We start from the raw sequence: 21,183 nt of genomic DNA, 5'->3' as shown, positions 1-21,183 counted from the left end.
GGCCGTTTCGACGTTGACGCGCCGATTCGACGCTGCGAAACGTCGAGTGCGCACGGAACCGTCGATTCGGCGGAAACCGGAGGCGGAAGTCGGCGGGATCGTTAGCAACCTGTCAGGTGCCGCTTGGGCCGTTCCTGTCGGTACAGGTAGCGGCAGGACTCCGCGAAGCCCGCCCGGGCGTAGAGCTGCTGCGCCCCGGCATTGGCCGCCGTGACGAGGAGCCAGTAGCCGGCCAGGCCCAGGCGCGCCCCCTCCCCCAGCAACGCCTGCAGCACCGCACTGCCATGGCCCTGCCGCCGGGCGTCGGGGCGGGTTGCCATGGAGTACAGGCCGCCGAGGCGGGGAATGCCGGATTCGGCGTCGGGCAGGGCGAGCCGTCCGACGGCGGCCGGGGCGCCGTCGCCGTCGCGCACGAGGGCGTACAGCGAGGGGCAACCGGTCAGGATGCCGCGGGCGACGTCCAGGGCCTCGGCGCCGCCGCGCCCGTCCACGCTCCACCAGAGCCGCAGCCACTCCGCCGAGGGCTCCGTTGAGATCTCCACGCCGCGATCGGCCGCCGCGGTAGAAACGCCGCGCACCATGACCAGAGTTTCGGACTGGCGGGTGAACCCCTCGGCGTCGAGCACGGCGTTGAGCGGCGCAAACCGCGGCCCGTCGAAGACCTGGAAGATCAGCGGCAGGCGGCGGGCCCGGTACCAGAGCCGGGCGTCCCGGAGCGCCGCCAGCTGTGCGTGGGCATCGTCTCCCGGCTCCCGGGGCCACACCGAGTTGGCGCGCTGCGTCACGCCGGAGGCGGCGCGGAGCACCCAGCCGCCGCACTCGTCCCGGTCGGCGGCGGGCCACGCGGCGTCCATCAGAGCCTCAAGCGCGGGGCCGGATTCCGTTTCCAAGGAGTCCCTTTCCTGTCACAGATCATAACGTCACCGGCCGACAGCAAAGGCCCCCCGGAATGCCGGAGAGCCTTTGCTGCGGAGCACGTCCGGCTACTTGGTGCCGTCGTCCTTCTTGTCCTGCGGTTTGAAGTCGACGCCGGCCTCCTTGCGCTGCTGCGCCGTGATGGGCGCCGGCGCCTGGGTCAGCGGGTCGTAGCCGCCGCCGGACTTCGGGAACGCGATGACGTCGCGGATCGAGTCGACGCCGGCGAGCAGCGAAACCACGCGGTCCCAGCCGAACGCGATGCCGCCGTGCGGGGGCGCGCCGAACTTGAAGCCCTCGAGCAGGAAGCCGAACTTCTCCTGGGCGTCCTCGTGCGAGAGGCCCATGACCTTGAAGACGCGCTCCTGGATGTCACCCTGGTGGATACGGATGGAGCCGCCGCCGATTTCGTTGCCGTTGCACACGATGTCATAGGCGTACGCCAGCGCGGTTTCCGGATCGGTGTCGAAGCTGTCCATGAATTCGGGCTTGGGCGAGGTGAAGGCGTGGTGCACTGCCGTCCACTTGCCGCCGCCGACGGCCACGTCGCCGGACGCGACGGCGGCTGCCGCCGGTTCGAACATCGGCGCGTCGACGACCCAGCAGAAGGCCCAGTCGCTCGGGTTGATCAGGCCGGTGCGGTGGCCGATCTCGACGCGGGCCGCGCCAAGCAGTGCGCGGGACGGGGTCTTCTCGCCGGCGGCAAAGAAGATGCAGTCGCCGGGCTTGGCGCCGACGGCGTCGGCCAGGCCTGCACGCTCGGTCTCGGTCAGGTTCTTGGCCACCGGGCCGGCAAGTTCGCCGTCTTCCTTGAACAGGACGTAGGCCAGGCCCTTGGCGCCGCGCTGCTTGGCCCATTCCTGCCAGGCGTCCAGGGCGCGGCGGGCCTGCGAGGCGCCGCCGGGCATAACGACGGCGCCCACGTAGGGCGCCTTGAAGACGCCGAAGTTGGTGTCCTTGAAGAACTCGGTCAGCTCGGTGAGCTCCAGGCCGAAGCGCAGGTCGGGCTTGTCCGAGCCGTAGCGGGCCATCGCGTCGTTGTAGGTGATGCGCTGGATCGGGGTGGGGATCTCGACGTCGATCAGCTTCCACAGCGCCTTCACGATGCTTTCGCCGAGCGTGATGATGTCATCCTGCTCGACGAAGCTGGCTTCGATGTCGAGCTGGGTGAACTCCGGCTGGCGGTCGGCGCGGAAGTCCTCGTCGCGGTAGCAGCGGGCAATCTGGTAGTACTTCTCGAAGCCGCCCACCTGCAGGAGCTGCTTGAACAGCTGCGGGGACTGCGGGAGCGCGTACCAGGATCCCGGCGCCAGGCGGGCGGGAACGACGAAGTCGCGGGCACCTTCCGGCGTCGAACGCGTCAGCGTGGGCGTCTCGATCTCGACGTAACCGTCCTGGTGCAGCAGTTCGCGGGCCACCCGGTTGGCCTCGGAGCGCAGGCGCAGGTTGCGTGCCGGGCCCGGTCGGCGCAGGTCCAGGTAGCGGTGCTTGAGGCGGGCTTCCTCGCCCACTTCAACGTGCTCGTCGATCTGGAACGGCAGCGGATCGGAGGTGTTGAGGATGGTGACCTTCTCCGCCATGACCTCGATTTCGCCGGTGGCCAGCGCCGGGTTCTCGTTGCCTTCGGGGCGCTTGGCGACGGTGCCGATGACCTGCAGCACGAATTCGTTGCGGAGGCCGTGGAAGACCTCCTCTTCGCGGACGACCACCTGGGCGACGCCCGAAGCGTCGCGCAGGTCCACGAATGCGACACCACCGTGGTCACGACGCCGGCCGACCCAGCCGGCGAGGGTTACGGTTTGTCCAATGTGCTCGGAGCGAAGGGATCCGAGGTCGTGGGTGCGCAGCACAGCTCGCCTTTCAGAAGGAAAACAGGGTGATGTTAAATGGGACCGCTACAGGAACGGTCCCGTTCGAGTTTACCCGTAGGAAAGGCCCCACCCGCCATGGCAACGCCTCCACCCCCGCCCGGACAGCTGCAGCGCCGCCTTGGTGTGGTCGATTCCACCGCGATCGGGCTGGGCTCGATGCTGGGCGCCGGCGTGTTCGTGGTGTTCTCCCCCGCCGCGGCCCTGGCCGGTCCGCTGTTGACGCTCGCGGTGGCCGTGGCCGGCGTGGTGGCTTACTGCAACGCCGTCGCATCGGCACAGTTGGCCGCCAAGTACCCCTCCAGCGGCGGGACCTACGTCTATGGCCGCCGGCAGCTGGGCGAATGGCCGGGCTTCATCGCCGGCTGGGGTTTCGTCACGGGCAAGACGGCGTCCTGCGCGGCGATGGCGCTCACTTTCGGACAATACCTCGCACCCGGCTTCGCCACCCCGGTGGCGGTTGCCGCCGTCGTCGTGCTGACCGGAGTGAACTTGCTGGGCATTACCCGCACGGCGCTGCTGACCAAGGTCCTGCTCGCCATGGTGCTTGCCACGATCGCGTTCGTGGCGGCGGCAGCCCTGACCGGCCCGCACCCGGCGGCCGGCGCCGCGGCTGCCGGAACCGCCGACGGCCAGAACGCGTGGGGCGTGCTGCCCGCCGCCGGCCTGATGTTCTTCGCCTTTGCCGGGTACGCCCGGATCGCCACGCTGGGCGAGGAGGTCAAGGATCCCGGCCGCACCATCCCGCGGGCCATCCTCGGCGCACTCGGCGGAGCCTTCCTGATCTATATGGGGCTCGCGGCTCTGCTGCAGTGGCACCTCCCGCCGGCCCAACTGGCCGGATCGACGGCTCCCCTGCTGGACGCGGTCACCAGCTCGCGGCTCAGCCCGGGCGCTCCGCTGGTCCAGGCCGGAGCGGCGGCCGCGTGCCTCGGCGCGCTGCTGGCCCTGATAACCGGAGTGGGCCGGACGGCGATGGCGATGGCCCGGGAGCGGGACCTGCCCGCCCCGCTGGCCCGGGTGGGCGGGGCACACACGGTTCCGTATGCGGCCGAGCTGACCGTCGCGGCCGCCGTGATCGTGCTGCTGCTGAGCACCAATGTCCTGACTGTGGTCGGCTTCTCCAGTTTCGGCGTGCTGGTCTACTACGCGGTGACGAACGCCGCCGCCTTCACCCTGAGAGCGCGCCCGTGGCACGCCCCGCGCTGGCTCAACGTCCTCGGTTTCCTCGGCTGCCTGCTGCTGGCCGTGACCCTGCCGCCCGGCTCGGCGCTCGGCATGGCCGCCGTCCTCGCGGCAGGGGCCGCCGGCCGCTTCCTGGTGCTGCGGCGGCGCAGGAAGGCTGCGGCGGAATAGGAGAGCGGCCTAGGCCTTCAGGACCCGGGCGTGCAGGTCCTCCGCGGCCGGCGCCCAGGTGGCCGGATCGGCGTCGAGCTGCTCCCCGGTGCGGATGTCCTTGACCTGGTGCTTGCCGTCGTCGTCGGTGAACCAGACAAACGGGATGCCGCGGCGGTCCGCGAACTTGATCTGCTTGCCGAACTTCTCGGCCTTGGCCGCCACCTCGGTGGCGATCCCTCGGGCGCGCAGCTGCGCCGCGACATCCTGCGCCGCGCCCCAGGAGTCATCGCTGTTGAGAGCCACCAGCACGGCGGTCGGCACGGACCGTGTTGCCTTGGCGAGGTCCTGGCTGAGGATCCGGGAGACCAGCCGGGTCACGCCGATGGAGAGCCCCACGCCGGGGAACTTGCGGTTGCCCTTGCTGGCGAGGGCGTCGTAGCGGCCGCCAGAGCAGATCGAGCCGAGCTGTTCGTGGCCCACCAGGACCGTCTCCACCACGGTGCCGGTGTAGTAGTCCAGGCCGCGGGCGATGCTGAGGTCAGCAACCACCTTGCGGGGGGCGCGCTGGACGGCCGCGGCAATGACCTGCTCCAGCTCGTTCAGGCCTTCCTCCAGCAGCTCGTTGTCCACGCCGAGGGCCCGGACCTGCTGAACGAACGAGGTGTCCCCGGTGCGGATCGCGGCGAGCTTGAGCGCGGCCTGCGCCTGCTCCTCGGTGGCCCCGAGTTCGGTCTTGAGCAGCTCGGCCACTTTGGCGGGGCCAATCTTTTCGAGTTTGTCGATGCTGCGGAGTACTCCGGCGGTGTCGGCCAGCCCGATCCCGGTGTAGAAGCCCTCGGCCAGTTTGCGGTTGTTGACCCGCAGCAGGAAGTCCGGGATGGGCAGGGCGCTCAGGGCCTCGGCGATCACCAGCGCGATCTCGACGTCATAGCGGAACGGCAGTTCGCCGTCGCCGACGATGTCGATGTCCGCCTGGGTGAACTCGCGGGCGCGGCCTTCCTGCGGACGCTCGCCGCGCCAGACTTTCTGGATCTGGTAGCGGCGGAACGGGAAGGCCAGGTAGCCGGCGTTTTCCACGACGTAGCGGGCGAACGGCACGGTGAGGTCGAAGTGCAGGGCCAGGGCGTGCGGGTCTGCCTTGTGCGATGGCGCGTCTGCTCCCTCGTCGTCCTGCAGCCGGCTCAGCCCGTAGACCTCTTTGTCGATTTCGCCCTTGCGCAACAGCTGCCCGACGGTCTCCACCGCGCGGGTCTCAATCGAGGAGAAGCCGTGCAGTTCAAAGGTCCGCCGCAGGGTGTCCAGCACATGCAGCTCCACCAGCCGCTCCTCGGGAAGCCACTCGGGGAATCCGGACAGGGAGGCGGTGCGTGCCATGGTGGAATTTTCTCCTCTGATTACGACGGCGGATACAACGGCCGCGGCGTCGCGCGCAGACCGGCCAGTCGTGCATAAACTGTGTGCGGCAGTCAGTTTATGCGTTTTGCCGCGCGCATCTCTAATGCGCACGCGGCGGGCGGCGCTGCCGCAGCTTGCTTGCTGCATCCCCGACGGCGCCGACGGCGTGCGGTCCGGGATGCGGCCCTAACAACCAGGAGGACCTTTGGCGGCCAGTTCACGGAGCGCCCGCGAAGCCAAGCGGCGCGTCCAGCAGATGGAGGCAAAGCGTGAGCTGCGGCGCGAGCAGGACAAGCGCCGCAAGCGCGACAACATCCTCGCTACGGCCGGCGGCGCCGCCGTCCTTGCCCTGGCCATTGTGCTGCAGTTGACGGTCTTCGCCGGCAACCCGACCGAGGACGAATTCAAGGCCGCCGAGGCCGGGCTGAAGAGCCCGTCAGCCTCGGCCACGCCGTCCGCCAGCGCCAGCAACGGCCAAAACATCCCCAAGCCCGAGACCGCGGCGGGAAAGAACTTCACTGGTGAGCTTGCCCTCAACCGCGGCACGGTCGGTGTGGAACTTGACGGCACCAAGGCCCCGCAGGCGGCCGCCGTGTTCAAGTCCCTCGCGGACCAGAACTTCTACAACGGCGTCAACTGCCATCGGCTCACCACCGCGGAATCCTTCGGCGTGCTGCAGTGCGGCTCCAAGTCCGGGGATGGCAACAGTGATCCCGCGTTCACCTGGGGTCCGCTGGAGAACACCCCGGCAGACAACAAGTACCCGGCCGGCACCATCGCCGTGGCACGAACCGGCGGCAACGCCTACGGCAACGGAACCCAGTTCTTCATCGTTTATAAGGACACCGTGATCCCGGCCGATGCCGCCGGCGGTTACACGGTGGTCGGCAAGGTCACGTCCGGCCTGGACGTGGTGGCCAGTATTGCCGCGGCCGGCGTCAAACCAGGCGCCAGCGCCACGGACGGCGCACCTGTGGAACCAGTCACGATAGACTCGTTCTCTCTGAAGTAACCTGCCGGGGCCCTCGTGGCCGCGGTGCCGGTATTTCCCTCCAAGCGAAAGACTTCTAGCGGTGACAGACAGTCAGAAATCCGACGAAACAGTGGCAGCAGCTGCCAACGAGACCGAAGCCGAGGTTGCGGTGACCCAGGCGGCCAGCGAGGCGACCCCGACTGCGGCAGAAACGACGGCGGCCACCGAGCCCGCCGCCGAAGCTGCGGCCGTGGAGCCCGCTGAGGAGCCCGCGCCGGCGGAAGCTCCGGAGCCCGCCCCCGCGGCGGCAGACGCTCCGACCGCGGAACCCGCCGCTCCGGCACCGGCCCCGCGTCCGGCACCGGCGCCGCGTCCTGCACCGTCGCCCGCTGCTTTTGCGGCCCGGCCGAAGACTTCGCCGTCTGTCGCCGCGCCGGCCGCCACGCCCGCCTCCAGCGCGGCGTCGCTTGCCGAGGCTGCACGTTGGGGCCGGGTGGAGGGCGACGGCCAGGTGTTCCTGACCATTGACGGTGAGGAGCACGCCGTCGGCCAGTACCCGGGCGTCAGTGATGACGAGGCGCTGGGCTACTTCGCCCGCAAGTACGACGACGTCCTGGCCCAGATCGTCCTGCTGGAGCAGCGCGTGGCCTCGAAGGCTCCGGCCGCAGACATGCAGAAGACCGTGACGCACCTGCGCGATCAGTTGGCCGAACGCAATATGGTCGGTGACCTTCGCGCCGCCGAGGCGCGCCTGGACACCCTGTCCGGCCAGATCACCGAGCTGGAAAAGGCCGAAAAGGCCGAGCACGACGCCGTCCGCGCCGCGGAACTGGCTGCCCGCGAGGCGATCGTCGCCGAGGCCGAGGAGATCGCCGGGCACGACCCGGCACAGATCCAGTGGAAGACCTCCAGCGCCCGGATGAACGAACTCTTTGAGAGCTGGAAGACGGCGCAGAAGAGCGGAGTCCGGCTGGGCCGCAGCAACGAGGACGCGCTCTGGAAGCGATTCCGCGCCGCCCGCACGGTCTTCGACCGGCACCGCCGCGCCTACTTCTCCCAGCTGGACAGCAACAACTCGGCCGCCAAGGCCGCCAAGGAAAAGCTGATCACCGAGGCCGAAGCGCTGTCGTCCTCGACAGACTGGGGCCACGCCGCCGGCGAGTACCGCCGCCTGATGGACCAGTGGAAGGCCTCCCCGCGCGCCAGCCGCAAGGACGACGACGCGCTCTGGGCCCGGTTCCGGGCTGCGCAGGACGTCTTCTTCACGAACCGGCAGGCCGCCAACGAGGAGATCGACCAGGAATACGGCGCGAACCTCGTGGTGAAGGAAGCCCTGCTGGCGGAGGCGAACGAACTGCTCCCGATCAAGGACCTCGCCGCCGCCAAGAAGGCGCTGCAGTCCATCCGTGACCGCTGGGAGGAAGCCGGGAAGGTTCCGCGCGCGGACATGGGCCGGATTGAGGCCGGCCTGCGGAAGGTGGAGGACGCCGTCCGCCACGCCGAGGATGAGAACTGGAAGCGTTCCAACCCCGAAACGAAGGCACGCACCAACAGCGCCCTGTCGCAGCTGGAGTCGGCCATCAGCGGGCTGAAGGACGACCTGGCCAAGGCAGAGAAGGCCGGCGACGAGCGCAAGATCAAGGCGGCGAAGGAGGCCCTCGAGGCGCGCCAGGCCTGGTTGGAGCAGCTCGAACGCTCCGCCAGCGAGCTCTCCTAGCGCCATCCGCTGACAGCAAGCCCCGCCACCGGGCCTCCCCGGCGGCTGGAACAGGCTCCGCCCGGTTATCCACATGACCGGAACGGGGCCTGTTCCGCGTTCCGGCCAAGACGGCACGATGGCTGAATGGTCCCTGTGCCCGGCAACCCCGTCTCCGGCGTCCCCGCTTCCGGACTGCCGGATTGCCATTCCACGCAGATGCAGACGGGTACGCCGCCGCCGATGCTCTACTCCCCCGGGACGCTGTTCTCCTGGGCCGAGCTGCAGGCAATGGCGGCCGACGGCGTGCTGACGCGGCTCTCGCAGCGCGGCTACCTGCCGCCCGGCACTGCCTCCACCCCGCAGCTGCGGGCGCGGGCCGCGGCCTGCACCATTCCGCCGCCCATCCGGCAACGGGTCGTCGCCGGGCGGATGACGGCAGCGTGGATCTACGGCTGCGCCGGGGAACCGGACCGGATAGCCCTGCTGGTGGATGCCAGCCGGCGGGTTTCCAGCCTCAGGGCCACCCGCGGCTGCAGTTTCCACGAAGTGCGGCTTGGCCCGTTCGACGTCGTCAGCCTCGGCGGGCTCATGGTCTCCAGTCCGCTGCGGACGGCGGTGGACATTGCCCTGCATGTGGATCCCGACCGTGCCCTGCCGGCCCTCGGCGCGCTGCTGGCCGCGCCGGAACTCGGGGTGCCCCTGCGGCTGCTCATCCGGGCGGTGGAAGCGACGCCTCGGCTGCCGTACAAGAAGGCTGCCCTGGACAAACTCGCAGCCCTGACCTCAAGGCAGGGCCGCGACCGGCCGCAAGGCTAGCTGCGGCGGCTGTTGCCGGTGGTGCGGTAGACGTCGAAGACGCCGTCGATGCGCCGCACGGCGCTGAGCACGTGGCTGAGGTACTTCGGGTCGCCCATCTCGAAGGCGAACTTGGAGATCGCGACCCGGTCGGTTGAGGTGTGCACACTCGCAGCCAGGATGTTCACGTGGTTCTCCGAGAGGACCCGGGTGACATCGGAAAGCAGCGACTTGCGGTCCAGGGCCTCGACCTGGATTTCCACCAGGAACACACTGGACTGGGTCGGCGCCCACTCGACTTCGACGATCCGGTCCGGCTGGTCCATCAGGCCCGACACGTTGGTGCAGTCCGTCCGGTGCACCGAGACTCCGGAGCCACGGGTCACGAAGCCCAGGATCGGGTCCGGCGGCACCGGGGTGCAGCAGCGTGCCAGCTTCACCCAGACGTCGCCGACACCGCGGACCACAACACCCGAGTCGGAGTAACGGGTCTTGGTGACCTGGGTGGGGATCGAGACCTCGGTGAGGTCGTCCTCGGGCGTTTCGTTGCCGCCGAGGCTCTCGATGAGCCGTTCCATCACGGACTGGGCCGAAGTGTGCCCGTCGCCCACGCCGGCGTAAAGCCCGGAGATGTCCGTGTACTTGAAGTCCTCGGCAATCGCGGCGAGGGCGTCGTGCGTCATCAGGCGCTGCAGGGGAAGGTTCTGCTTGCGCATCGCCTTGGTGAGCAGTTCCTTGCCGCGGTCGATCGCCTCTTCGCGGCGTTCCTTGCTGAACCACTGCCGGATCTTGTTGCGGGCCCGGGCGCTCTTGACGAAGTGCTGCCAGTCCTGGCTGGGCCCGGCACCCTCGGCCTTGGAGGTGAAGATCTCCACCCAGTCGCCGTGGTTCAGTTCGCTGTTGAGCGGGACCAGCTTCCCGTTGACCCGCGCCCCGATGGTCCGGTGCCCCACCTCGGTGTGGACCGCATAGGCGAAGTCCACCGGCGTCGACCCGGCGGGCAGGGCCATCACCTCGCCCTTGGGGGTGAAGACGAACACCTCGCGTGCGTTGATCTCGAAGCGCAGCGAGTCGAGGAATTCGCCGGGGTCCGAGGTTTCCTGCTGCCAGTCCACCAGCGACCGCAGCCAGCCCATGTCGCCGTCGCGCGGGCTCCCCGGGCCGGCGGCTGTCCGGTTGGGCTGGTCCTTGTACTTCCAATGCGCGGCGACGCCGTACTCGGCGCGGCGGTGCATCTCATGGGTCCGGATCTGGATCTCCACAGGTTTGCCGCCGGGGCCGATCACCGTGGTGTGCAGCGACTGGTACATGTTGAACTTGGGCATCGCGATGTAGTCCTTGAACCGGCCCGGAAGCGGGTTCCAGCGCGAGTGCATGGCACCGAGTGCGGCGTAGCAGTCCCGCACCGAGTCGACCAGGACGCGCACGCCCATCAGGTCGTTGATGTCGTCGAAGTCCTTATCGCGGACGATCATCTTCTGGTAGATCGAGTAGTAATGCTTGGGCCGGCCGGTGATGGTGGCCTTGATCTTGGCCGCCCGGAGGTCCTCGGTGATCTGGTTGCGGATCACCGCGAGGTTCTTTTCACGCTCCGGCGTCCGGTCCCCCACCATCCGCACGATCTCCTCGTAGACCTTGGGATACAGCGCGGCGAAGGAGAGGTCCTCGAGTTCCCACTTGATCGTGTTCATGCCGAGCCGGTGGGCCAGCGGCGCGAAGATTTCGAGGGTTTCGCGGGCCTTACGGGCCGAGGATTCGGCGGAGACGAAGCGCCAGGTGCGGGCGTTGTGCAGCCGGTCGGCGAGCTTGATCATCAGGACACGGATGTCCTTGGCCATGGCCACAACCATCTTGCGGACGGTCTCGGACTGGGCGGCCTCGCCGAAGCTGACCTTGTCCAGTTTGGTGACGCCGTCCACCAGCATGGCGACTTCCGGGCCAAACTCGCCCTTGAGGTCCTCCAGGGTGTAGGAGGTGTCCTCCACGGTGTCGTGCAGCAGCGCTGCGGCCAGCGTCGTCCCGCTCAGGCCCAGCTCGGCCAGGATGGTGGCAACGGCCACCGGGTGCGTGATGTAGGGGTCGCCGCTCTTGCGCTTTTGCCCGCGGTGGCAACGTTCAGCCACCACGAAAGCGCGCTGGATGAGCTCGAAGTCGTCCTTGGGGTTGTTGGCCCGCACGGTGCGCAGCAGAGGTTCGAGGATGGGCGAATAGGCGGGTGTTCCGCGGCCGGTCAGTCGCGCGAGCCTGGAGCGGGTGCGTTCACGGCGTCCGGGGAAGGTCGGGCGCGTCCCGGAGTTGTCCACGGGCACGGCCGCGTCGGGGCGGCCGGGAGCAGCCAAGCCAGCTTGTGACCGCTGGCCGGCAGCCTGAGCCGCCGGAGCTGCAGGCACCGGCGTCGAACGTTCTTCCAATGAAGCACCCCTCACAACCCGTTAATTATTCAAGTCTATTCCCGCGGCGGGATACTTTTGTAACCGGCGCCCAACGGCCGACGGGCCGGGGAACGTCGGGGACGTTCTCCGGCCCGTCGGGCGGGTTCGGCGGGACCTGGCGGCTAGGCTGTGACCGGGGCCGCCTTGGCGGCATTTTCGGCGCGCCGCTGTTCGACGCGCTTGGCCTGCTTGACCAGGTCGGGCTCGCCCTGGCGCAGCCAGGCGTACAGCGGGGCGGCGACGAAGATGGTTGCCGCGGTGCCGATCAGGATGCCCACGAACAGCGCCAGCGAGAGGTCCCGCAGCGTGCCCGCGCCCAGCAGTCCGGCGCCGATGAAGAGGATGGCGCCGACCGGCAGGATGGCCACCATCATGGTGTTGATGGAGCGTACCAGGGTCTGGTTGACGGCCAGGTTGACCTCTTCGGCAAAGGTGCGCCGGGTGGAGGACTGCAGTTCGGAGGTGTTTTCGCGGATCTTGTCGAAGACCACCACCGTGTCGTACAGCGAGTAGCTGAGCACGGTGAGAAACCCGATGATGGCCGACGGGGTCACCTCGAAGTCGCTGAGGGAGTACACCCCGGCGGTGACGAACATGGTCGCCGCCATGCCGGCGAGGGCGGACAGCGACATCTTCCAGGTCCGGAAGTACAACGCCATCAGGACCGCGGCCAGGCCCACGAAGATCGCCAGGCCGATCAGGGCCTGCTTGGTCACGTCCGCGCCCCAGGTGGGTCCGACGAACGTCGAGGTGACCTCGTTGTCGGTCACGCCGTAGGCCTTGGTCAGGCCTTCCTTGACCTTGAGGACCTCTTCGTCGTTCAGCTTGTCCGTCTGGATGCGCATGGTGTTGCCGGCGACGTTCGCGACGCGCGGCAGGCTGCCCGAGACGACGTCCTGGACGGCCTTTTCGCCGAGTGCGGCGTCGCGGTCCTTGACATTGGACACGGTGAACTCGGAGCCGCCGCGGAACTCGATGCCGAGGTTGAAGCCGCCTTTGACGACCGGCAGCAGGATGGACAGGGCGACGGCGACGGCGGCGATCAGGAACCAGATCTTCTTGGATCCGACGAAGTCGTAGGAGCGCTTGCCCGTGTAGAGGTCGTTACCGAAAGTGGCGAAGCTGGCCATTTACTTGCCTTCCTTGGACGCGCTCTTGGAGGAGCCAGCGAGCTGCTCCTGCTTTTCCGCGAGACGTCGTTCTGCAATGGTCATCCGGCGTTCGGCCTCGGCCGCGGCACCGGTGTTCTTGGCGCGCGGCGCCGGGACGGGCTTGTCTTCCGGCGTCCGGATCCGTCCGGCACCCCGGTAGAGGGGCACGGCGCCGAGCCGCTTCGGGTCAAGGCCCGAGAACTTGTGGCCCTCCCCGAAGAACTTGGTCCGGGCCAGCACCTGCAGGGTCGGGTGGGTGAACATAAAGACGACGATCAGGTCGGCGATCGCGGTCAGGCCCAGGGTGAAGGCGAAGCCGCGGACGTTGCCCACCGCCACGAAGTACAGCACGAGGGCGGCGAGCAGGTTCACGGCCTTGGAGGCCAGGACGGTCCGCTTGGCGCGCTTCCAGCCGTTCTCCACCGCCGAGACCAGGCCGCGGCCCTCGCGGAGTTCGTCACGGATGCGTTCGAAGTAGACGATGAAGGAGTCCGCCGTCTGGCCGATCGCCACGATGATGCCGGCGACGCCCGCCAGCGAGAGGCGGTAGTTTTCCGTCCAGCCGAGGATGGCGATGGCGAGGTACGTCAGTGCACCGGCGACGACGAGCGAGGCGACGGTGACGAAGCCAAGGGCCCGGTACTGGAACAGCGAGTAGACCACAACCAGCAGCAGGCCGATCAGGCCGGCCAGCATGCCCATCCGGAGCTGCTCCCCGCCAAGGGTGGCCGAGATCTGCTGGTCGCTCTGGATCTCGAAGCTGATCGGCAGGGCGCCGAAGCGCAGCTGGTCAGAGAGGGCCTTGGCGGACTTCTCGGTGAAGCCGCCGGTGATCTGCGGGCGGCCATCGGTGATGACTGCCTGGGACCGCGGGGCGGAAATGACCTGGTCGTCCAGTACAATCGCGAACTGCGACTTCGGATCCGAGCCGCTCTGGCCGCCGGCGGCAACGTAGAACTGGTTCAGCCGCTCGGTGACGGTCTTGAACTTGGCCGTACCCTCGTCGTCGAACTGGATATCGACGGCCCATTCGTTGGTCACCGCACCCTGCGCGCCGCGCTGCAGCTGGAAGGAAGAGTTCTTGATGTTCGAACCCTTGACCTCAACCGGGCCGAGGATGTACTTGATCGCGGGCCGGCCGTCGGATGCCGGTTCGCAGGTCACCAGGGGCTTGGCCGGGTCTGAGCGTTCCTGCTTGTCCTGGGACGGGTTGACGCAGTCGAGCGCCTCGAACTTCTTGTAGACGTCCGCGGTGACCCAGTTCTCGTCGCTGCTGTTCGCGGGCGCGGCGGTCGGCTTGGGCAGCTTGTCTTCCGGGGTCCGCGCCTCGGCGGGAACGGCAGCGCCGTCACCGGCCTGGATGACCGGGCGGAAGTTCATGTCGGCGGACGCCTGGATCAGCGCGCGGGTCTCTTTGGTCGGAGTGCCCGGGAGGCTGACGACGACGTTGCGGCCGGATTGGGTGCTGATTTCGGCTTCCGCGACACCGGAGCCGTCGACGCGCTGGCGGATGATCGCCACGGCCTGGTTGAGCTGCTCTTCATTGATACCCGAACCGCCCTCCACCCTGGGCGCCAGGATCATCTGGGTGCCGCCTTCAAGGTCCAGGGCCAGTTTGGGGGCCCAGCTCGCCTGTCCGGCCATGGTGCCGCCGGCCAGGACGGCCGTCAGGACGGCGAGAATTACGCCGAGCCAGACCAGCACCCTGCGGGCTGAGTTTTTGGGGCCAGTTCGTGCCATTGTCGATCTTTCTATTGTTTACGGAGGAACCGCCGGTGCGCCCTGGTCAGGCCCGCACCGGCGGATGCCCGCGCACTGAAGCTCCGCGGGATTGCTCAGGAGGCAGACTAGCTGTCTTTTTTGCCTTCGTCGTTGAGGCGGCGCAGGGTTTCGTCGGGCGTTTCGTGGCGGGGCGTGTCACCGGCGACGGTGTTGCCCCCGACGGCGGAGCCGGGCTCTTCGGTTTTGCCCAGGGTCAGCGAGGAAGCGTCATCGGGAACAACGGTGGGTTCCTCGACGGTGGCAACCGGCTCGACGATCTTGGTGACGGCCTGGCGGTGCACAGTGGCGGTGTTGCCCGGGGAGAGCTCCAGGACAACCTTGTTCTCGGCTTCGTCAATCTCGACTATGCGGCCGAACAGGCCGAAGCTGGTCATGACTTCGACGCCGGGGCCGAACTTCGACTGGAGCTCCGCCTGCTGCTGCTGCGTCTTCTTGTTGCGGCGGAACATCATAAAGACGAACACGCCGAGCATGACAAACAGGAGAATTGTCGTTAGATCCAAGGGGAAAGTTCCGTTCTGTACTTGCGAGCTGGTTTTTCAGCAACGTCCGCTTCGCTCCGGGGCCACCTGGCGTGGAACCTGACAGGAAACCTGGCAGGCCCGTGGCAGAAAAACCTGCCCTGCCATCGGCGGCTAGCGGGAGCCGCGCACGGAAACAAAGGCCCGAACGTGCCGAGCGTCATACCAGTCTAAAGGGAAAAGGTCACTAGCGAGTGCTATTGACTATTACGGATCCATTCCGGATCGGGGTCGGCTGCCAGCCCGGCGGGCCCGCCGTCGGCGTCTCCGGCCTGGAACAGGTCCAGCGGATCCTGGCCGAACGCACCGGCCGGCACGGCGAAGCCAAGGTGCGTCCAGGCCGGCGCCAGCGCGATCCGCCCGCGCGGGGTCCGGCCGAGCAGCCCTTCCCGGACCAGGTACGGTTCAGCGACGGTTTCCACGGTTTCGGTTTCCTCGCCGACGGCGATAGCCAGGGTGGACAGGCCCACCGGACCGCCGCCGAACTTGGTGATCAGCGCCTCCAGCACGGCACGGTCCAGCCGGTCCAGGCCGCGTTTGTCCACCTCGTACATATCCAGGGCAGCCGAGGCGGCCCGCGCGTCGATCTGCTCCACCCCGTGGACTAGCGCCCAGTCCCGGACCCGGCGCAGCAGCCGGTTGGCGATGCGGGGGGTGCCCCGGGACCGGCCGGCGATCTCGCTGAAACCGGCCGAGTTCACCTTCAGGTCCAGCAGGCCGGCGGAGCGCCGCAGCACCAGTTCGAGTTCCTCGACGGAGTAGAACTCCAGGTGGCCGGTGAAACCGAACCGGTCCCGCAGCGGCCCGGGCAGCAGGCCGGCGCGGGTGGTGGCGCCCACGAGGGTGAACGGCGGCAGTTCCAGTGGAATCGCGGTGGCGCCGGCGCCCTTGCCGACGACGATGTCGACCCGGAAATCCTCCATCGCCATGTAGAGCATTTCCTCGGCCGGGCGTGACATGCGGTGGATCTCGTCGAGGAAGAGGACTTCCCCTTCGGAGAGCGAGGACAGGATGGCGGCCAGGTCCCCGGCGTGCTGGATCGCCGGCCCGCTGCTGATCCGCAGCGGGGCGTTCATCTCGGCCGCGATGATCATGGACAGCGTGGTCTTTCCCAGGCCGGGCGGACCGGACAGCAGCACGTGGTCGGCGCTGCGCCCGCGCATCCGGGAGGCCTCCAGCACCAGCGAGAGCTGTTTGCGGACCCGGTGCTGGCCCACGAAATCGTGCAGGTTCTTGGGCCGGAGGGCGGCCTCGATGGCGCGTTCTTCCGGTTCCTCTCCCCCGGCGACGAGCGACGGCTCAGCCACGGGCGCCTACGCGGTTCCCGGCGCGGGCGCCGTCCTGGCCCAGCCAGCGCAGCGTGGCGCGGAGGATTTCCGCGACGTTGCCGGCCTCGGCGAGTTCCGGGGAGTCGGCCAGCGATTTGTCGATGCTGGAGGTCGCGTCCTTCTCGGACCAGCCGAGGCTCGTCATGGCGGCCACCACCTGGGGCTTCCACACGGCTTCGGCGGACCGGGCCGGGGCGCCCCCGTCGGACTGGCCCGAGGTGCCGTGCGGTACCAGCTTCCCGGCCAGTTCCAGCACGATCCGGCCGGCGACCTTGGGGCCGATGCCGGGGACCTTGGTGAAGGCCTTGCCGTCGCCGGAGTGCGCGGCCACCCGGATTGCTTCGGGGTCGTGGACGGCCAGCACGGCCAGCGCCAGCCGCGGTCCGACACCGCTGACGCTCAGCAGCACGTCGAAGACCTCGCGCTCGTCGTCGGTGGCGAAGCCGAAGAGGGTGAGCGAGTCCTCCCGGACGATCAGGGAGGTGAACAGTTTGCCCTCGTCCCCGACGCGGAGCCGGCTGAGGGTCTGCGGCGTGGCGTTGACGCTCATGCCGGCGCCGTTCAGGTCGATCACCGCCGAGGACAGGCCGACGTGCGCTACGGTTCCGCGGAGAAAACTGATCAAGGCCTGGCTCCTGGTCTTACAGCTGGTTCGGGTCCAGCTGGGTCAAGCCGGCGGGCGTAAATCTGCAAGCACCGGCTATCCGAACATATCTACGAATACCCTAGCAAGCGCCCGGACATTTATCGTGCCATTCAGCGTGCACGGCGCGCTTTCGCTTCGGCGTCGGCCCAGGCGCGCTGTGCGGGCGTGAGGGACTGGCTTCCCGGGCCGGTCGTCGCCACCGCTGCACCGCTGCCGGCCCGCCATGCGTGCGTGATGGCAAGCGCCAGGGCGTCGGCGGCGTCGGCCGGCCGCGGCGGGGCGTCGAGCCGGAGGATCTTGGTGACCAGCTTGGTGACGGCGTCCTTGTTGGAGGTTCCGCTGCCGGTCACGGCGGCCTTGACCTCGGAGGGGGTGTGTAGCGCCACCGGGATCCCCCGGCGCGCGGCGGCGGCGATCACCACCCCGGAGGCCTGGGCCACGCCCATCACCGTGCTGACGTTGAGCTGGGAGAAAACGCGTTCGACGGCGAGGACATGCGGCTCGTGCGTATCCAGCCACTCATCGATGGAGGTGGCGATGACCAGCAGCCGCTGGTCCAGGCTTTCCCCCGGGGAGGTGCCGACGACGCCGAAGGCCACCATGGTGGCCCGGCGATTCTTCTCAACGTCCACGACGCCGATCCCGCAGCGGGTGAGACCCGGATCGACGCCGAGGACGCGAAGGGTCACTCGGCTTCCAGTGCGGCCTGCACTTCGTCACTGAGGTCGGCGTTGCTGTAGACGTTCTGGACGTCGTCGAGCTCTTCGAGGGCGTCGACGAGCTTCATGAACTTCTTGGCGGCGTCGAGGTCCAGCGGCACCTGCATGGAGGGCACAAACTCAGCCTCGTCGGTGTCGTAGTCGATCCCGGCTTCCTTGAGCGCGTCGCGGATGGCCTGCAGATCCGTCGGCTCGGAGTGGATCTCGAAGCTCTCGCCGTTGTCCTTGACTTCTTCGGCACCGGCGTCGAGGACCGCCATCAGCACGTCGTCCTCGGTCAGGCCGTTCTTCGGCAGCGAGACAACACCCTTGCGGGAGAACAGGTAGCTGACCGAGCCGGGGTCGGCGATGGTTCCGCCGTTGCGCGAAATGGCCAGCCGGACCTCGGAGGCGGCGCGGTTCTTGTTGTCCGTGAGGCACTCGATCAGCAGCGCGGAGCCCTGCGGTCCGCGGCATTCGTACATGATTTCGGTGTAGTCCACGACTTCGCCGGTGAGGCCGGCGCCGCGCTTGATGGCGCGGTCGATGTTGTCAGCGGGAACCGAGGTCTTTTTGGCCTTGGTGACGGCAAGTTCCAGGCTCGGGTTGCCGGCGAGATCGGGTCCGCCCATGCGCGCGGCTACTTCGATGTTCTTGATCAGCTTGGCGAACGACTTGGCCCGGCGGCTGTCCAGGATGGCCTTTTTGTGCTTGGTCGTCGCCCATTTGGAGTGGCCTGACATGCTTTACGCTTCTCCTCTGATCATTCGAATAAACAGTTCATGCACGCGCTTCTCCCCCGTCACTTCCGGGTGGAAGGAGGTGGCCAGCAGCTTGCCGGAACGCACTGCAACAATTCTAGCCGTCCCGTCCAGGGATTCCGGGTGGCCGGCCCGGGACGGTTCCACCTGGGCCAGCACTTCGACGCCCGCGCCGACGCGTTCCACCCAGGGTCCGCGGATAAACACCGCGTGCACGGGGGCAACGGCGCCGCCGTCCGCGCTGAACTCCAGCCCTTTGAACTCCAGGTCGGTCTCGAAGGACTCGCGCTGCCGGCCGAAGGCGTTGCGGCGGACCGTGATGTCCAGGCCGCCGAAGGTCTGCTGCGGATTTCCGGCGAGGTCGGTGGCGGGGTCGGCGATCTCGTCGGCCAGCAGGATCATCCCGGCGCAGGAGCCATAGACGGGCAGCCCGGCCCGGATGCGGTCACGCAGCGGATCCCTGAGCTCAAAGATCCTGGCGAGCTTGTCAATGGTGGTCGATTCCCCGCCGGGAATGATGAGGCCGTCGAGGCCGTCCAGTTCGGCGGGGCGGCGAACGCCAATGCCGGCGGCGCCCGCAGCTTCCACGGCATGCAGGTGTTCGCGGAAGTCGCCCTGGAGCGCCAGGACACCGATCCGCAGGCCCGATCCCACGCGGGAAGAAGGCGAAGTGAGGGGGGTGGTCATGCTGCCAGCATAATGGGCGGGGGTGCGCTGGACCGCACCGGGGCGTGCCGCCGGACCGAGTTCCATGCCGCCGCTGGGATATATTACAAAGCATGCTCTACTTCAGCGTTCCGCTCGGCAAGCTCGTCCGCCGGGTCTCCCGGCTCCGGGGCGGAGGCTCCGCTCTTCCCGGCCTGGTGGTCGAAAAAATCGACCCCGGCTTTATGCAGCGGACGCTGTCCACACTGCCGCTGGGAGTCGCCGTCGTCAGCGGCACAAACGGCAAGACCACCACCACCAAGATGGTCGTGGAACTGCTGGAGAGCCAGGGCCTGAAGGTCTTCACCAACCGGACCGGCAGTAACTTCACCCGCGGCGTCGCCGCGGCGCTGCTGGGCGAGGTGGACTGGCGGGGCCGGCTCGACGCCGATGTCGCCGTCCTGGAACTGGACGAGGCCCACGCCGTGCACTTCGTCAACAAGGTCCCGCCGCGCTACTGCCTGCTGCTGAACGTCCTCCGCGACCAGCTCGACCGCTTCGGCGAGATCGACAAGACCGCCGAACTGCTGCAGCACATCGCCGCGAAGACCACCGGCACGGTCGTGCTGAACCGCGAGGACCCGCGCGTCGCACGGATCGCGGACACGCTCGAACCCGCCGCGGTCAATGGCCCGGAGGTGCTCTACTTCGGACTCGACGACTCGCTGCTGAGCACCTTCCCGAACGACGACGAGCTGCGGGCCGCACCGGGCAGCCCGGTGCCGCCGGCCCCGGCCAAGCCGCAGGCCGACGTCGTCCTCCGCCGGGTGGGCGCCGACGACGCCGACTTCGAGTACGACGGCGCCACGGTCACCACGCATATGTTGCTGCGCGGCGTCTACAACATCTTCAACGCAGCCGCGGCCCTGACCCTGGCCCGGGCCATCACGGGCGCCCGCGGCTCGGGCACCGACCACGCCGGGCTGCTGGCGGCCCTCGCCAACGTCGCGCCTGCCTTCGGCCGCGGCGAAAGCCTGGTGGTCGACGGCCTGCCGCTGGAGCTCGTCCTGGTCAAGAACCCCAGCGGCTTCCGGCTGGGCCTGAAGTCCTTCCCGGCCGCCGGCTACGCGACCATGATCGCGATCAACGACAACTACGCGGACGGCCGGGACATGTCCTGGCTCTGGGACGTGGAATTCGACACCCTGCGCGAGGGCGGCGTGGACCAACTCACCGGCTCCCGCGCCTACGACATGGCCCTGCGCCTGCAGTACGACGACGTCGCCATCGGCGCCGTGGACACGGACATCGCGGCCGCCCTGGCCGCCTTCATCCGCGGGGCCAAGGACCAGCCGAAGCGGATCTTCTGCACCTACACCGCCATGCTGGCCATCCGCCGCGAGCTCTCCAAAATCACCACAGTGGAGGTGGTCTCATGACCCCCGCATCCCCCGAAACCCCGGACGGGCTATCCTTCGGCCACGTCCTGCCGCCCGAAGAGTCCCCGGCCCCGAGCAAGGGCACCATCCGCGTGCTTCAGCTCTATCCGCGGGATATGAACATCTACGGCGACTGGGGCAACGCACTGGTCCTCGCCCAGCGGCTGCGCTGGCACGGCTACGCCCCGGAACTGCTCGAATACAACGTGGGCGACGACTTCCCGGCCCACGTGGACCTGATCGTGGGCGGCGGCGGCCAGGACAGCGGCCAGGTGGTGATCCAGGACGATCTGCTCTCCCGTGAGACGGTCCTCAAGGAGCTCGCCGAGGACGGCACACCCATGCTGGTGATCTGCGGGCTGTACCAGCTGTTCGGAAAATTCTTCAAGACCCGGACCGGCTCCGTCATCCCCGGCATCGGCATCCTTGACGTGGAGACCCACGGCACAGACGAGCGGCTGATCGGCAACGTCGCGGTGTCCTCCCCTGAATTCGGCACCGTGCTGGGCTACGAGAACCACAGCGGCCAGACCACGCTGGGCCCCGGCGTCGCGCCGTTGGGTACCACGGCCAAAGGCACCGGAAACAACAGCAGCGACGGCCAGGAGGGTGCCCGCTACCGCAACATTGTGGCCAGCTACCTGCACGGCTCGCTGCTGCCCAAGAACCCGGCGCTGGCCGACTTCCTGATCAAAACCGCCGTGGAGCGCAAATACGGCACGTTCGTGCCCGGTACCCCGGACGACTCCTACGCCGTCCTGGCCCGGGAGCACGCGGCCCGCCGCCCCCGCTGAGGC

At 68.4% G+C, this 21,183-nt stretch carries 18 protein-coding genes; 6 read left to right on the top strand and 12 right to left on the bottom strand.

Annotation, left to right across the window (positions count from 1 at the left end; translation table 11 throughout):
* Window positions 1-101: 101 nt before the first annotated feature.
* Window positions 102-854 carry a GNAT family N-acetyltransferase gene (locus tag E7Y32_RS12970; RefSeq protein WP_146338654.1) on the bottom strand — a complete coding sequence of 251 codons (753 nt, stop codon included), beginning with the start codon at window positions 852-854 and terminating at the stop codon, window positions 102-104.
* Window positions 855-983: 129 nt separating this feature from the next.
* A complete protein-coding gene (gene aspS / locus E7Y32_RS12965) occupies window positions 984-2,765 on the bottom strand; it encodes an aspartate--tRNA ligase (RefSeq protein WP_146337463.1) in 1,782 nt (593 codons plus the stop codon).
* A 96-nt stretch (window positions 2,766-2,861) separates the two neighbouring features.
* Here aspS and E7Y32_RS12960 point away from each other — a divergent pair, with 96 nt between their 5' ends.
* Window positions 2,862-4,139 (top strand): APC family permease, encoded by a 1,278-nt coding sequence (locus E7Y32_RS12960; RefSeq protein ID WP_146337462.1) that lies wholly within the window; start codon window positions 2,862-2,864, stop codon window positions 4,137-4,139.
* 9 nt (window positions 4,140-4,148) lie between these two features.
* Here the strand turns inward: E7Y32_RS12960 and hisS are convergent, their stop codons facing one another.
* Entirely contained in the window at window positions 4,149-5,495 is a 1,347-nt protein-coding gene (hisS, locus tag E7Y32_RS12955) for a histidine--tRNA ligase (RefSeq protein WP_146337461.1), read from the bottom strand.
* A 226-nt stretch (window positions 5,496-5,721) separates the two neighbouring features.
* Between hisS and E7Y32_RS12950 the strand changes: the two genes are divergently transcribed.
* The 3 genes from E7Y32_RS12950 to E7Y32_RS12940 all read left to right on the top strand — a co-directional run bounded on the left by E7Y32_RS12950 (window position 5,722) and on the right by E7Y32_RS12940 (window position 9,004).
* Window positions 5,722-6,528 carry a peptidylprolyl isomerase gene (locus E7Y32_RS12950; protein WP_146337460.1) on the top strand — a complete coding sequence of 269 codons (807 nt, stop codon included), beginning with the start codon at window positions 5,722-5,724 and terminating at the stop codon, window positions 6,526-6,528.
* A 61-nt stretch (window positions 6,529-6,589) separates the two neighbouring features.
* Window positions 6,590-8,206 carry a DUF349 domain-containing protein gene (locus tag E7Y32_RS12945; protein WP_146337459.1) on the top strand — a complete coding sequence of 539 codons (1,617 nt, stop codon included), beginning with the start codon at window positions 6,590-6,592 and terminating at the stop codon, window positions 8,204-8,206.
* Window positions 8,207-8,332: 126 nt separating this feature from the next.
* On the top strand, window positions 8,333-9,004 hold the full coding sequence (locus E7Y32_RS12940) for a hypothetical protein (protein ID WP_261382444.1): 672 nt from the start codon (window positions 8,333-8,335) through the stop codon (window positions 9,002-9,004).
* Here E7Y32_RS12940 and E7Y32_RS12935 read toward each other — a convergent pair.
* From E7Y32_RS12935 to pdxT, 9 genes are all read right to left on the bottom strand, one after another.
* Window positions 9,001-11,394 carry a RelA/SpoT family protein gene (locus E7Y32_RS12935; RefSeq protein ID WP_395940423.1) on the bottom strand — a complete coding sequence of 798 codons (2,394 nt, stop codon included), beginning with the start codon at window positions 11,392-11,394 and terminating at the stop codon, window positions 9,001-9,003. The two genes, E7Y32_RS12940 and E7Y32_RS12935, sit on opposite strands and share 4 nt — an antisense overlap.
* Before the next feature lie 143 nt (window positions 11,395-11,537).
* Window positions 11,538-12,545 (bottom strand): protein translocase subunit SecF, encoded by a 1,008-nt coding sequence (secF, locus tag E7Y32_RS12930; protein WP_146337457.1) that lies wholly within the window; start codon window positions 12,543-12,545, stop codon window positions 11,538-11,540.
* Entirely contained in the window at window positions 12,546-14,306 is a 1,761-nt protein-coding gene (gene secD / locus E7Y32_RS12925; protein WP_146337456.1) for a protein translocase subunit SecD, read from the bottom strand.
* Window positions 14,307-14,413: 107 nt separating this feature from the next.
* On the bottom strand, window positions 14,414-14,821 hold the full coding sequence (gene yajC, locus E7Y32_RS12920) for a preprotein translocase subunit YajC (RefSeq protein ID WP_146338648.1): 408 nt from the start codon (window positions 14,819-14,821) through the stop codon (window positions 14,414-14,416).
* A gap of 245 nt (window positions 14,822-15,066) precedes the next feature.
* The gene (ruvB, locus tag E7Y32_RS12915; RefSeq protein ID WP_146337455.1) at window positions 15,067-16,176 is read right to left on the bottom strand and encodes a Holliday junction branch migration DNA helicase RuvB; all 1,110 of its coding nucleotides are present in this window, start codon (window positions 16,174-16,176) and stop codon (window positions 15,067-15,069) included.
* On the bottom strand, window positions 16,169-16,822 hold the full coding sequence (gene ruvA, locus E7Y32_RS12910; protein WP_146337454.1) for a Holliday junction branch migration protein RuvA: 654 nt from the start codon (window positions 16,820-16,822) through the stop codon (window positions 16,169-16,171). The genes ruvB and ruvA overlap by 8 nt, the downstream gene beginning before the upstream one ends.
* Window positions 16,823-16,953: 131 nt before the next feature.
* The gene (ruvC, locus tag E7Y32_RS12905) at window positions 16,954-17,532 is read right to left on the bottom strand and encodes a crossover junction endodeoxyribonuclease RuvC (protein WP_146337453.1); all 579 of its coding nucleotides are present in this window, start codon (window positions 17,530-17,532) and stop codon (window positions 16,954-16,956) included.
* Window positions 17,529-18,284 carry a YebC/PmpR family DNA-binding transcriptional regulator gene (locus tag E7Y32_RS12900; RefSeq protein WP_146337452.1) on the bottom strand — a complete coding sequence of 252 codons (756 nt, stop codon included), beginning with the start codon at window positions 18,282-18,284 and terminating at the stop codon, window positions 17,529-17,531. The genes ruvC and E7Y32_RS12900 overlap by 4 nt, the downstream gene beginning before the upstream one ends.
* 3 nt (window positions 18,285-18,287) lie before the next feature.
* Window positions 18,288-18,989: a pyridoxal 5'-phosphate synthase glutaminase subunit PdxT gene (gene pdxT / locus E7Y32_RS12895; protein ID WP_146337451.1), complete on the bottom strand. Its 702-nt coding sequence runs from the start codon at window positions 18,987-18,989 to the stop codon at window positions 18,288-18,290.
* Between the two features lie 92 nt (window positions 18,990-19,081).
* On the opposite strand from pdxT, the gene E7Y32_RS12890 reads away from it, so the two are divergent.
* Complete coding sequence (locus E7Y32_RS12890; RefSeq protein WP_146337450.1) at window positions 19,082-20,386, top strand: Mur ligase family protein; 1,305 nt, start codon at window positions 19,082-19,084, stop codon at window positions 20,384-20,386.
* 116 nt (window positions 20,387-20,502) lie between these two features.
* A complete protein-coding gene (locus E7Y32_RS12885) occupies window positions 20,503-21,180 on the top strand; it encodes a type 1 glutamine amidotransferase (RefSeq protein WP_261382635.1) in 678 nt (225 codons plus the stop codon).
* Window positions 21,181-21,183 lie beyond the last annotated feature (3 nt).

This window comes from Arthrobacter sp. UKPF54-2 (assembly GCF_007858535.1).
Lineage (GTDB): Bacteria > Actinomycetota > Actinomycetes > Actinomycetales > Micrococcaceae > Arthrobacter.
Note: the sequence above shows the minus strand (reverse complement) of the source record. Positions and strands in the feature narration are given on the sequence as shown.